Annotated in this window: 11 protein-coding genes; all 11 read right to left on the bottom strand. The window is 66.9% G+C overall.

The genetic code is table 11. The features are described 5' to 3' along the window. Positions 1-15: 15 nt before the first annotated feature. Positions 16-621 (bottom strand): hypothetical protein, encoded by a 606-nt coding sequence (locus NA11_RS37315; protein WP_069166802.1) that lies wholly within the window; start codon positions 619-621, stop codon positions 16-18. Next, positions 621-1622: a glycine-rich domain-containing protein gene (locus NA11_RS45990; RefSeq protein WP_069166801.1), complete on the bottom strand. Its 1002-nt coding sequence runs from the start codon at positions 1620-1622 to the stop codon at positions 621-623. The genes NA11_RS37315 and NA11_RS45990 overlap by 1 nt, the downstream gene beginning before the upstream one ends. A gap of 153 nt (positions 1623-1775) precedes the next feature. Next, a complete protein-coding gene (locus NA11_RS37305; RefSeq protein ID WP_069166800.1) occupies positions 1776-2021 on the bottom strand; it encodes a hypothetical protein in 246 nt (81 codons plus the stop codon). Beyond that, positions 2018-3349, bottom strand: a complete 1332-nt coding sequence (locus NA11_RS46900) for a peptidoglycan DD-metalloendopeptidase family protein (protein WP_069166799.1) — start codon at positions 3347-3349, stop codon at positions 2018-2020. The genes NA11_RS37305 and NA11_RS46900 overlap by 4 nt, the downstream gene beginning before the upstream one ends. Beyond that, a complete protein-coding gene (locus NA11_RS37295) occupies positions 3346-3906 on the bottom strand; it encodes a phage gene 29 protein family protein (RefSeq protein ID WP_069166798.1) in 561 nt (186 codons plus the stop codon). The genes NA11_RS46900 and NA11_RS37295 overlap by 4 nt, the downstream gene beginning before the upstream one ends. After that, the gene (locus NA11_RS37290) at positions 3903-5555 is read right to left on the bottom strand and encodes a Gp37-like protein (protein WP_069166838.1); all 1653 of its coding nucleotides are present in this window, start codon (positions 5553-5555) and stop codon (positions 3903-3905) included. The genes NA11_RS37295 and NA11_RS37290 overlap by 4 nt, the downstream gene beginning before the upstream one ends. Continuing rightward, on the bottom strand, positions 5552-6490 hold the full coding sequence (locus NA11_RS37285) for a hypothetical protein (protein WP_069166797.1): 939 nt from the start codon (positions 6488-6490) through the stop codon (positions 5552-5554). The genes NA11_RS37290 and NA11_RS37285 overlap by 4 nt, the downstream gene beginning before the upstream one ends. Beyond that, positions 6487-10467, bottom strand: a complete 3981-nt coding sequence (locus NA11_RS37280) for a tape measure protein (protein ID WP_141718057.1) — start codon at positions 10465-10467, stop codon at positions 6487-6489. Before NA11_RS37280 ends, NA11_RS37285 begins: the two co-directional genes overlap by 4 nt. Beyond that, the gene (locus NA11_RS37275) at positions 10464-10865 is read right to left on the bottom strand and encodes a DUF5361 domain-containing protein (RefSeq protein ID WP_069166795.1); all 402 of its coding nucleotides are present in this window, start codon (positions 10863-10865) and stop codon (positions 10464-10466) included. Before NA11_RS37275 ends, NA11_RS37280 begins: the two co-directional genes overlap by 4 nt. 2 nt (positions 10866-10867) lie before the next feature. Beyond that, complete coding sequence (locus tag NA11_RS37270) at positions 10868-11125, bottom strand: hypothetical protein (RefSeq protein ID WP_069166794.1); 258 nt, start codon at positions 11123-11125, stop codon at positions 10868-10870. A gap of 126 nt (positions 11126-11251) precedes the next feature. After that, positions 11252-12097: phage tail tube protein (locus NA11_RS37265; protein ID WP_218023454.1), on the bottom strand; the 846-nt coding region annotated here is incomplete at its 5' end.

Genomic DNA, 12097 nt, shown 5'->3' with positions numbered 1-12097 from the left:
GGCAGGGTGTTTCGTTCAGGGGGTCGGGTTCGGCGGCTCGAAGAGGTACTCGATGAGCGTGAGTAGTCCGGCCGCGCCGTGTGCGCCTGCGCCGCCGCCACCGGCGGGGTATCCGCCGGGTTGTCCGGTGTGGCCGCCGCCGCCGGATTGGCCGGTTTGCCACAGCACCGGGTGGCTGGTGCCCGCGGGCACGAGTCCGGATGCGCCGCCGGTGGATCCGGATCCCGCGCCGCCGCCGCCCCCGGCGAGCAGGGCGACGGCGCCGGATGTCACGGATCGGCCGGGTTGGTTCGGGCCGCCGCCGTTTCCTCCGCGCATGTTCGACTGGCCGCCGATGCCGCCGTGGTCGGCACCGAGACCTGGTTGTGCGGCGAGGAGTTCGCCGAATACGGTGGGGCCGCCGTCGTTTCCGTGATCGCCGCCGGGACCGACGATGATGGCCACGGTGTCGGGTAGTTGGCTGGCGCGGATGCGCCGGGGGTGCACGGCGGCTCCGCCACCGCCGCCGCTGTCGGCGTTACCTCCGCCGCCACCGGCTCGTTCGAAGACTTCGATCGAGTCCAGGCGGGTGGGTTTGTTCCATGTGGCGTTGGCGGCATAGAAGCGGATCACGGTGTGCATCAGGTGAATCGCTCGATGACATACAGCAGCCCGTTGCCGCCGTTGCCGCCGTTTCCTCGGGGCGGGATAAGTCCGGCACCGCCCCCTCCGCCGCCTCCGGAGGGAGCGGCGCCGCTGCCTCCGGAGCCGTTGACGTTGGGGCCGCCGCCACCGCCACCGCCGCCGGTGGTGACCACGACAGAGGGTCGTTGGCCGTCTTGGCCGGGGAGCCCGCCGGGTGAGATGCCGCCTTGCCCGCCGGGCATTCCTGGTCCGCCCGGACCTCCGCCGCCGCCGCCTCCTCCGCCACCGCCGTTGAGCGAGTACTCGGTGTAGGAATCGCCGCCAGGATTGGCTGCGCCGACACCGACTCCAGCGCCTTTGCCTCCGGCACCGCCACGGATCATGCCCGCACCACCGGCACCGCCGGTGCCACCGACTTCGAAGTCGGCTTGACCGCCGACACCGCCGCCCGCGATCAGGAAATCGCCGAAGCTGGTATTACCACCGCCGTATCCGGGCTCGGCATCGCCGGTGCCGCCCGATCCGCCCCGCCCGATCACGATCGCGATGGGTAGGAAGTTGCCGTCACGGTCGACCGGCAGCAAGGCGGCGGGAATGCTGTGGTGGACTTCGCCGCCTCCGCCTCCACCACCTCCGGTCTTTCGCCCGGCCGCCAGGATGTCCCAGCGGCCGGCCGCGCCTCCGGCGCCACCGCCGAGCAGGATCACGTCGACCGAGACGATGCCCTTGGCGGGTGTGTAGTCCCTGTTGCCGGGGAACACGATCGCCCGCCCGTGCAAGGTGAGCTGTTCGTAGGCTTGCCGCAGTTCGGTGATGGAGCGGGAGTGATCGCCGATGACGTTGACGACCTGGTTGTGCAGCCGCTGCTGGTAGCGGGTGAACACCGCCAACGTCGCCTCTTTCAGCGCCGACCTGGCGGAGTCTTCGTTGATGTTCTGCCCGAACTTCGAGCCCAGGACGAACGAGCCGTCCGGTGCGGGCTGGCGAGGAGTAGTCATCTCACCTCCAGACATGACGGTGAACGCGCCCTCGGACCGCGAGACGGCGAGGCGCGTTCAGGATGGGAAAGACCGATCGCCAGCAGCAAACCGATCGTGGGAGGTGGGCCGGTCAGTGACCGATGCGGCGAGTCACGCTCGGGCGCTGCACTATTAGGGATCGCGGCGCGGCACCGACGTCGCACTGTCGCGACGTGGCCGGGTGCGCTTCGGGGTGACAGCGGGCCGGATCAGCAGACCCGCGATCACGGGCGCAAGCAGGGTGTAGAGGGTCAGGACAGGCTCGATCCAGCCGCTGTCGATCTCGCGATTGAGTGCGTAGGCAGCGATCGCGGTGATCGTGACCAGGACCGATCGGACCAGAGCAGGTTCGGGTAGCCGGGGCTTGTGACTGGTCACGACTTGTTCTCATGCAGTGCCGCAGCGATTTTCGCGGGCAGCTCGTCGATGCCGCGCTGCAGCCGATCGAGCGCGGCGGGAAGGTCGATGGAGCTTTCGTGGACGCGGCCGTCGACGTTGAGCAGATATCCGGCCACGGTGTCGGTGGGCTGGTCGGTGTCGCGGTAGCGCGAGCGGGACGGGAGGAGCTGGGTGAGTTCGCGGTGGATCTCGTGGAGCTTGTGGGACTCGTCGGGGGTCATATCTGTGTCCTTTCCGAAGAGGGCGGCGAGGGCGGGTTCGCCCCCGCGCACGGCGTTGACGTCGATGAGTTGTCCGGCGACGTGGGCGGTGGAGGAGAACTGCAGAATGGCGATCGCTTTGCCGCCCATCGGTTCCCAGCCGGGGTGGTTGTCGCCGGGGTACAGCTGTGGGGCGTAGTCCTCGCCGGTGACGTAGTGGCTGTTCCAGATGCCGACGGGAAGTTCGGCCAGCGACGGGGAGCCCATGGTCGAGATCCAGTACCAGCGCGGAAGATAGATCGGCAGCAGCTCGAACCCGCGGTCGGTGAACGCGGTGACGCGTGCGTGCAGATCTTCGATGCTGCCGTCGCGGTCCAGGTCTTCGTAGTCGATCTGTAGTCGGCAGGCCCCGCCCGAGTGTGCGAGCGCGGTGTCGGCTTCGAGTTCGGGTTTGGTGCCGACGTCGCAGTACACGTAGCCGCCCCACCGGTTAGGGAAGTGGATCTGCATCTGTTCGCGGGCGCGTGGCCACCAGGGGTCGACCCAGCTGCCTTGGGAGATCTTGTGTGTGGCGAAGCTGAACCCCTCGGCGCGCGCGGCGGCGAAGTCGAAAGCTCGCTGATGGTTGGAGATGTCGATGCCGAATACCGTTGCCATGCTCGGCCTTTCATCGGGGAAGATGGCACCGCTGTCGCGAAGCCAGAGCAGCGGGTCGAGGCGGCCGGGCCCTGGCGGCACCCACCTGTACTCATGCACCTCGATGTGGACGTGGGGTTTCACTCCGGCGTTGGTCGCGCTGTCGGGGTCGACGTGGGCGATGCGCTGGCCCGCTTCGATGCGTTGGCCGACAGAGACTTCGGGCACGATGTGCCCGTAGACGGTGTAGCCGCCGCCCTCGGCCGCCGGGTGGTCGATGCACACCCAGCGCCCGAACCCCCTCGCAGGCCCGGCGCGGTCGACGCGCCCGCCTGCCATGGCATAGACCGGGCGTCCGCCGCTGCCGAAGGGCCAGCCGATGTCGAGGCCCCAGTGCCAGCCGTCCTCGCGTGGCCCAAACAGCGAGGTGACGATGAGCCCGCGATCCATCGGCCAATAGCGTGTGTTCATGTGTGCCTCTTGAGGATTCCGTTGCGTGCCTTGCCGTTTCGTTCGGCGTGCAGAACGCGGCGGTGCTCGATCTGGTCGTCGAGTGCGCGGAGGTAGGCGTTGACCTCGGTGACCGAGTGGGCAGCCGGGTCGAAACGTGGTGGGGTATCGAGGGTGTCGATGACGTGCGCGGTCGGTGTGGCGGGCTCGGGTTCGTCGATCTTGTAACCGAGGTAGCGCAGCCGCTCGACCTGGGCTTCGCGCTCGCGCACTGTCATCGAAGCCGGGTCCTGGACTACGAACGGCTCGGGATCGGGCACATCGAGGTCGACCCACTGGCCCATGCCGTTGAGCTGGTGCTGTTCACCGCGATAGGGCCGCTGAAACTTCTTGGTCGCCAGGGCGGGATCCATGGGTGGGCATCCGGCCTCGGTGAGGTGTTTGGAGATAGCGCGCGCGAGTGGTTCGACGAATACCATCGGGGTGCGCCCAAGGATCGGGATGCATTGCAGCGCAGGCAGAAACCGTTCTTCGGGGTTGTCCGGGTCGATGTCTTCGATGCGCCACAGCGTGCTCACAGCACACCGAGGTCTCGGGCGAGGCCGGCGAGTTCGTCGAGCATTTCCAGTCCCTTCATCAGTGGGTCTTCGGGTTCGCGGTGACCGACGGTGATGTCCCAGGTCGGGGTTGTGTCGCGGTCCCAGGCCAGGACGATTTCGGTGATCCGGTCGACATACACCCGCCCCGCTTGCCCCCAGTCGCGCACGGTGGTGCCGATGCGGGTGCCCAGCCAGGCGTTGCCGTATCCGCGCTGGCCGATGCGTAAGTTCTCGTAGCCATCGGCGACCTTGAGGGTGTGGGTGGTCTGCTCACGCGTGCGCCACCGCCCGGTTCGCAGGGCGATGAGGGCGTTGAGGCTGTAGGCGCGATCGGCTCCGTCACACCAGGTTTCGAAGTAGTGCGACCACCCGAGTTTGCGTGCCCGTGCGCCGTCGCGGTGCTTCATGAACGCCCCGAAAACGTCCATGAACAGGGGTTTCAGCAATTCTGAAGCCGTGCCCCCGAGGGGCGGGAGTAGCAATGCAAGCGAGGTAAGATCGCCGATGAGGTTCACCGCCGCCGCCAGCATCTCGTTCACGCCAGGGGCGCTGTGGCCTCCGGTGACGAACCCGACGTCGGTCGCGGGTCGCCAGTGAAAGCTGGTGGACACCACCCCGGTTCGGTCGCCGTCGCGCAGAATGATGCCCGGCGCGCGCGGAACGGTGCCTTTCCAGCCGGGGCGGGAGTACTCCTCGGGGAAGGTGGGATCGCGGATCTCTTCGACGGTCTGGTTGAAGCCGTCGGCGGCGATGCGGGTGACCGCACGCACGAGCCCGTCGAAAAGGTTTCCCGCGAAAGAGGTTTCAGTACTCCACCCGGAGGAATCGACCAGGTCCCACACCAGTGCGCCGTGGCGGACCCGGCCTCCGGGCCAGGGTTCGGGGTCGCCGTCGAGCCAGCGACGCGGCTCCCAGGTCAGCTGGGCGTCGGCGACGATGGACTTGGAGACCTCATACATCGTCTTGAATCTCGAGTGCACGATCGCGAACGGGGAGCGGTCGTCGAGGATGGCGAGTGGTTTGACCACCTGCGACCAGGTCGTGGTGTCGAGATTGAGCCAGCTGCGCGGATCCAGCGGGTCATCGGGCAGGGTCCACAGGTGGCTTTCGAGCCGCAGCAGGTTCAGGAACAAGGTCAGCAGCAGACTCCAGCGGGCGGGACCGAAGCACACGAAAACCTTGGGGAACTGCACCTCGGGCAACAGAAACGGGTTGCTGTAGGCGATGATGTGGCGCAGGTGCTCGATGTCGTGTTTGAACGTGGCGCGGACGATGCGCTGCCCGTTCTCGTCTTTGATTTGCTCGAGGTCATCGAGCATCCCCGACCAGCGGGCGCCGTCCTTGTCGACGGTGATGAAGATGTTGTCCGTCGAGCGGGCGTCGTGGTTGGTCATCCACCGCGCGAGGTAGTAGTGCGCGGGTAGTTCGATCGTCCCGATGCCGGTGTCGTTCTCGATGGCGGAGAATTTCGCGCTGATCTCGTTGTGGACTTCTCCGCGTAGCGCCCAGTTGCCGTCCCAGATCCGGACGAGTGGGGGCCGGATCCGGCGCTCGGTGTCGGTTTTCAGGCGTGCGGTGATGTCGGCGAAAACCTGGTCGAAATCGATGGTTTCGACCGTGGCGTTCACTCGAGTCCACCCCAGGGGCGTGGCCACGGCCGCGGGCAGCGCACTTGGATCCCGGCACCGATCGGCGCGCCGGTCACCGACACCGGGATCCGGGTGAGCGGGGTGCGGCCGGGCAGCGGGTACAGGAACCGTTTGCCACCCATCCGCGCATACACCTCGGTATCCAGGCTCGAGTTGACCTGTCCGTTACGGGCCATGCGGTCGGTGTCGACGACGATGTGCTCGCCGTCGAGCAGCGGCGGCATGACGATCTTGCGCTCTCTGTCAATGTCTGCTCGATCGAATTCATCGGAGCCCCAAGAGAAGTCGGGGATCGTCCACACGATTCCGGCGGCGCCTTGGAATACCCAGCGCAGCCAGATCTCATAGTCGACCGGCAGCGGATTGGACACAGTGACGAACCCGGTCTCGACTCCGCCGCCGGTGGTATCGGTGGTAGTGACGAAGCTGGAGGTGACGTCGTCTTCGAGCCAGCGCGGATACGCCCCGACCAGCGGCAACACCACCAGGCCGTAGTCGTCGATGTGGGGGTCGCCGACGATCTTCACCCGTGGTTTCGCGCCGAGCCGGACCGGCAGGCGGCGGTGGGTGTCGCCGATGCGGACGCGGACGAGGGATTCGCGTTTGTAGGAGAAGGCGTTACGGAATCGGGAATCGGCGACCCGCCACGGCAGCCCGGTGGTTCCGATGATGTGGAAGGCGAGGGAGAAGTCGAACTTCTCCTCCCGTGTGCCGCCGAAGTCCGCACCGACCTGGAAAGCGGTGGCGTTGTAGATGGTCTCGGTCACCGTTTCGTACATCGCGTCGAACTCGGTGCCCGAGTCCTCGTCGGCGAGGACCACGCCCTTGTCGCCGCGTCCGGGTCCGGCGACGGTGAACGACTCCCCGGCCGGGGAGTCGATGACGATGCGAGTGCCCTCGGGTGGGCTGATCATCGTCCCGTCCAGGTCTTGGCGCGTTGGCGCTGGTCGAGCTGCATCAGCGACCATTCGCGGCGGAACTCCGCAGAAGACATGCCGGTAGTGAGGTTCTCGATGCGGACGCTGGCGTCCAATGCGGGTTCGGCGGTGAACCCGCCCATGAACGCCTGCATCTGTCCCGGGCTCGACAGGACCGGCTCCGGGCGGCGTGAGAGGTTGACAGCGGCCTCGCCGGGCATCAACCAGCCGCCGCTGTCGAAGACCTTCGGCCGCAGCTTTTCCCACCACTCCGGTGTCGGTTGCCCCGCAACGGGGGTATAGCCGAGCTGGGCGGCGACCTGGTCCGGCGAGAACGAGGGCAGCGGGCCGATCGCTTGGGCCTGGCGCTGCGCCAGCGTCTGCCCGGCCTGGATCAGCGGGCTGTAATCGATGCTCCACCAGCGGGATTGGCCGAGCCCGAACGGTAGCTGTTCGAGCACGGCGTCGAAGGCGATCCCGGCGGCGTTGGTGACGAAGTCGCGGACACGGCCCTGGATCTTGTTGCCGGAGTTGCGTAGTTCGTCGAGCTTGGTCTGTGCCCGCGACAGCTCGGCGTCGGCCTTGAGTCGATCGTTCGCGGTGGCCTCGGGGTCGGCGTAGACCTCGTTGCGGCGGGTATTGGCGGAGTCGAGCGAGGACTGGGCGTCGATGCGAGAGAGCTCGTCTTCGCTGAACTTCCGTTCCAGCGCAGGCGCTTGAGGTGCGGGACCATCCGCTTCCCCGGAGGCGACGGCGTCCTTCTTCTGTTGCAGCCCAACAACCCTCTGTTCGGCTTTCTCCACGGCGAGGTCGGCCTGGCGTCGGTCGGCGTCGGACTTGTTTTCATCGCCGTAGACCTTGTCGCGGCGTTGTTTGGCCTGCTCGACGGAGACCTGCGCCGATTCGAGGTTCGTCTGATCGGCGTCGGTCCACTCCTTCTTCCCCTTGCCCTTGCTGGAGGAGGTGGTTCCGCTGGTGTCGCTGGCCCCTTCGGCCCACCCCGCGATCAGTTCGTTGGGCAGGTGGAAGGCGTGGGTGAACTGGGAGTCGGTCGCACCGACCGCCGGTGAACCGAGCCGTGAAGTGCCGTGGGAGCCACCGGCTTCGGCGGGTTGGCCGTTGATGGTCGCGGCCATGTGATCGGGGTTCGCGCCGACCTGGAACAGAGTGCCGGCAGGGCCGAGGCCGACCTCGAGCCCGGCGAGGCGACCGGCGAGCAGGTCCAGGGTGGTGTAGAGCCGCACCGCTGGGTTGGCCATCCCCATGGCGACCCTTTGAAGGAAGCTGATGAAGCCTGAGCAATCGAATTGGTCGGGGCCGACACCGGTCCACTTGTAGGGGTTGCCGGTCACCGCCCGCGCGGCGGCGAGTGCATCCTTGATGCCGCGTGGGACCGCACCACCGGCAGCGAAACGTAGTGCGCCCGAACGCATCGCGCCGCGCAGCCGGTACATCGCGCCTTGTCCCCCGACAGCGGACACCTCGCGGGCGGTGACGACGTGCTCGCCCGCGGACAGCCGGGCCACGACGCTGTCGGAGGTCGGGCCGCCGGGTCCGGCGACCGAGCCGCCCGCCGCGAGTCCAGGGATCACGCTGGTGACGGCTGAACCGATCCGGCCCGCGACGTCGCTGACCTTGCCGACGATGCCCTTGACCCGGTCCCAGTACTCGACGATCTTGCCGACGACGCGTTCGACGGTGTCACGCAGACCTTCGAACCACTTCTTGCCGGTGTCGATCGCGGATTTAATCAGTTCCCAGCCGGATTGGAATCCGGACTGGAAACCCTCCCACGCTGGTTTGATGACTGCGGTCCACATCGCCGAGAACGCGGTGCCCAGGACCTTGATCGCGGTGGTGAACGCGGTCCAGGCGGGTTGGATGATGTCGGTCCATACCGAGGAGATCAGATCGCCGATGAACCCGAACACCGGTGAGATGACCGAGGACCACAGCCAGGACACGACGTCACCGACTTCGCCGATGACGGCCTTCCAGGCGGCGAAGTAGATCTGCACCCCTGCCCACCAGGCCGAGATCAGCGTTCCGATGAACCCGAATACCGGGGAGATGATCGTCGACCACAGCCACGACACGACGGCGCCGACTGCGTTGAGGGCGATGCCCCAGGCGGTGAAGTAGAGCTGGACCCCGGACCACCACAGCGAGATCAGCGATCCGATGAATCCGAAGACGGGTGAGACGACCGAGGTCCAGAGCCACAGCAGTTTGTCTCCGACCCAGCCCAGCGCGGCGAGGAAGTTGTCCCAGACCGGTTTGATGTAGTCCCAGGCGGCGGAGATGGCGGATTGGATTGCGCCCCAGACGGTTTGCCAGATCTGTTTCCCGGTTTCGGTTTGGGTGAAGAACCACACCAGTCCCGCGACCAGCGCGGCGATCGCGGCGATGATCAGCACGATCGGGTTCGCCGCCATGGCGGCGTTCCACAGCAACGTCGCGCCCGCCGCAATTTTCGTGGCCGTGGCGTGGGCTATCGTCGCGATACGTCCGCGCGCCTTGGCGGCGGTGTCGGCGTTCTGCACCCCGGTGCTCGCGCCGGTCGCGGCGGTGTTCGCGGTCAACGCGGCGGTGTGTGCGGTCATCGCGCCGGTGAGCTGGCGCTGGACCACCAACTGCGCGAACATCGCTGGGGTCTGCACGATCCTGGCGATCTGGTATCCGGTCTGCGCGGCCTGGGAGATCGCATATGCGCCAGCCAGTCCGATCAGTAGCGGGGTGACCAGGCCGGTGTGCTCGGCGAGGATGCCGAGGATGTCGCTCATCGTTGCGAGGGCGGCGGAGACAACGGTGATGGAGTCGACGCCGAGGTTGCCCAGCGCGCCGCCGAGCCCGGCCAGCCCGGAAGTGAGGCTGTTCAGGAACCCGCTGTCCTTCCCGGCTCCGGCTTCATTGATCCGATTCAGAGAGTCGGTGACCGTGCTGAATCCGGCGGTGAGCTTCGAGAAGTCGAATGCGCCAATCGAATTGGTGACCCGCTCGATAGTCGCCGGGAGATTGGTCATCCACTGCGTGAAGGTCTCGACAGCTTGAGAGTCGGCAAGCCGCTGGGAGAACGCCTGGATCTTCGGGGTCAGCTTGTCCAGACCACCGGCCACCCCGGTGAGAGTGGTGGTGGCGACCGGCAACCAAGGGGCGAGGAACCCGGCGCCCAAGCGCGCCATCGCGGCTTGGAAACCGCCGGTCGCTCCGGAGAGGGTTTGCCGGAGCCCGGCCATGGTGCCGGCATAGGCTTTGGTCGCTCCGGCGGCCCCGTCGGAGCCTTCCATGATGCCTTTGGCGAGGATGTCCATCGCCTTGCCCGCGGGCACCGCGCCCTTGGAGATCATCTTCTGCATCTGGGCGGTGTTGACCCCGAACCCGTTGGCCAGGATCGCCAGCGCGGGCACTCCGGCTTCGGCGACCGACCACACTTGATCGAGGGACACCTTGCCGGTGGCGGCCATCTTCCCGAACGCGGCCGACACCTGCTCGACCCCGTCGGCGCCCTTGCCGGATGCGGCGGCGGCCTCACCGATCGCGGTCAGATACCCCGGCACCTTCTCGGCCGGGACGTTCATCGCGACCAAGTTTTTGCCGACGTCGGCGAACTGGTCGAGGTTGAACGGGGTGCCGTTGACGGTCTGTTTGATCTGGTCCATCAGCTGACCGGCCTCGGTGGCCGAGCCCATGATGGTCGTGAGCGAGGTGGTGGCGTTCTGGATGGTCGTGAGCCGGTCCAGCCCGGATTTCAGGGCGGTGCCACCGAACAGCGCCGCGCCGATCCCTCCGGCGGTGAGCGCGCCCTTGAACACTGCGCCGAACCCGGAGGCGAACCGCGAGCCCATCGACCGGCCCGCTTTGTCCGCGCCGCCTTGGACTTGGGTGTACGCGCCCTCGACGGCCGGGGCGAACTTGTCGGTGGTCGGGACCAGCGACACGTACCCGGTGCCGAGGTTCACTCCACCTGTCGTCACAGCAGATCCCCCTCCACTTCGGCACGGGTACGCAAGGCGCGCAACCTGTCTCGGACCTCGGTCATGGGGATCGCGTGCCCGCTGACACGGCGGGCACCGGAATCCTCGACTCCGGGACGGGGGTAGGGGCGTGGCCGGTTGCGGTTGCGCGCCCCGTCCTTGGTCTTGGCCCACAGCAGCAAGCTCGCGAGGTCGATCAGCTCAGCGAGCAGGAACTCCGCTTGTCCCCACCGCGTCACCTCGGGGTGCATCGCGGACATGAGCGCGGATTCGCGGGGGGATTGGCGGATCAACACGAGCAGGTCGTGCCAGTTGAAGGACTCCGAGCCGACGTCGCGTAACCGGACACCGGCGCGGATGAGGTCTGCTTCCACGGCGTCGCGATGCTGATCGACCACGCTCAGGAGCCCGAGGATTCCCCCAGCTCGATACCGGAATCCTTCTGCCACGCCGCCATCAGCTCGCGCACCTCGGCTTGGGTCATCGCGTCGATCAACGCGAGATCCTTTGCGGCGGCGACACCTTCGATGAGCGCGAAGAACTGCTCGGTGTCGGACTCGCGGCGCAGCTTGCGGATCAGCCCGAAGGGAATGTTCTCCATCTTCGGCAGGCTGATCGCCTTACCGCCCGCGGTCGTATAGCTGAACTTCTCCATCATCTGGACCGGACCCTTCTGTGGGAATTGGATTGGTGGATCGGGCCTTTCGATGCCCGCCCGACGAGGGCAGGCCCGGTCCAAGGGGTGTGAAAGAACCCCGTCGGGCGGGATCAAGGGATGCCGGGGTCAGGCCGGGGTGACGGTGAGCTTGGGCGCGGTGCCGCCGGTCAGGCCCGAGCCGTTGCCGGTCACGGTGCCGCCACCGGAGAGGGTGATCTGGAATGGGCCACCGGCCGCGCCGGTCACGGTGACGCCGTCGGCACCGACGTCGGCCAGCGCTGCCAGCGCGGTCCGCACCGCAGCGTTGGTGGCGTCGAAAGCAATTGCGGTGGTGGGCTTCCCGTCGACGGATAGCAGGAAGGTTCCGGCGGTCGGAGCGCCGGAGATCGCGACAGTCCACTGAGTCGGTGGGCGGCCCTTGTGCACCCATTCATAGAGCGGTGTTCCGTCGGCGTCTTCGAAGCATTCGACGGTGACGGTGTAGGCGATGGTCTCGGTGTGCACGATCTGCACGTCGTCGACGGTGCTGATCTGTCCGTCGGGGATCCAGATGCGGCGCAGCGCAACATCGGAGTCGAGGGTGTCGATGACCCAGTTCGAGTGTGGTAGCTGTCTTTTGTTGTGCCGCACCGCGATCGAGTTGCCTTTCACGGTGACGTTGTCGTCGCCGTACACCGCCCGCAGGACGTGCGCGTTGATCGACTCGAGGAACGTGAACTGCGCGGTGAGGGTGTAGTCGGTTTGCAAGATCTTGACCGTCGAGCCGCCGAAGGCTTTCTTCTTGTCGACGTCACGGGATTCGGCGAGGGTGTATCCGTCTTCGCCGATGTAGCCGTGGTCGATGAACGCGGAGTTCAGATCGCTGGTGGCGCTGCTCGGGCCGGGTGTGCCGAGCGGGGCGCGCAGCAACGACCCGGTGGCGCGCGGCATCGCCGCGTAGACGTTGGCAACAGAGCTTGCCATAAGAACGTG

Source organism: Nocardia altamirensis NBRC 108246 (genome assembly GCF_001612685.1).
GTDB classification, from domain to species: domain Bacteria; phylum Actinomycetota; class Actinomycetes; order Mycobacteriales; family Mycobacteriaceae; genus Nocardia; species Nocardia altamirensis.
Note: the sequence above shows the minus strand (reverse complement) of the source record. Positions and strands in the feature narration are given on the sequence as shown.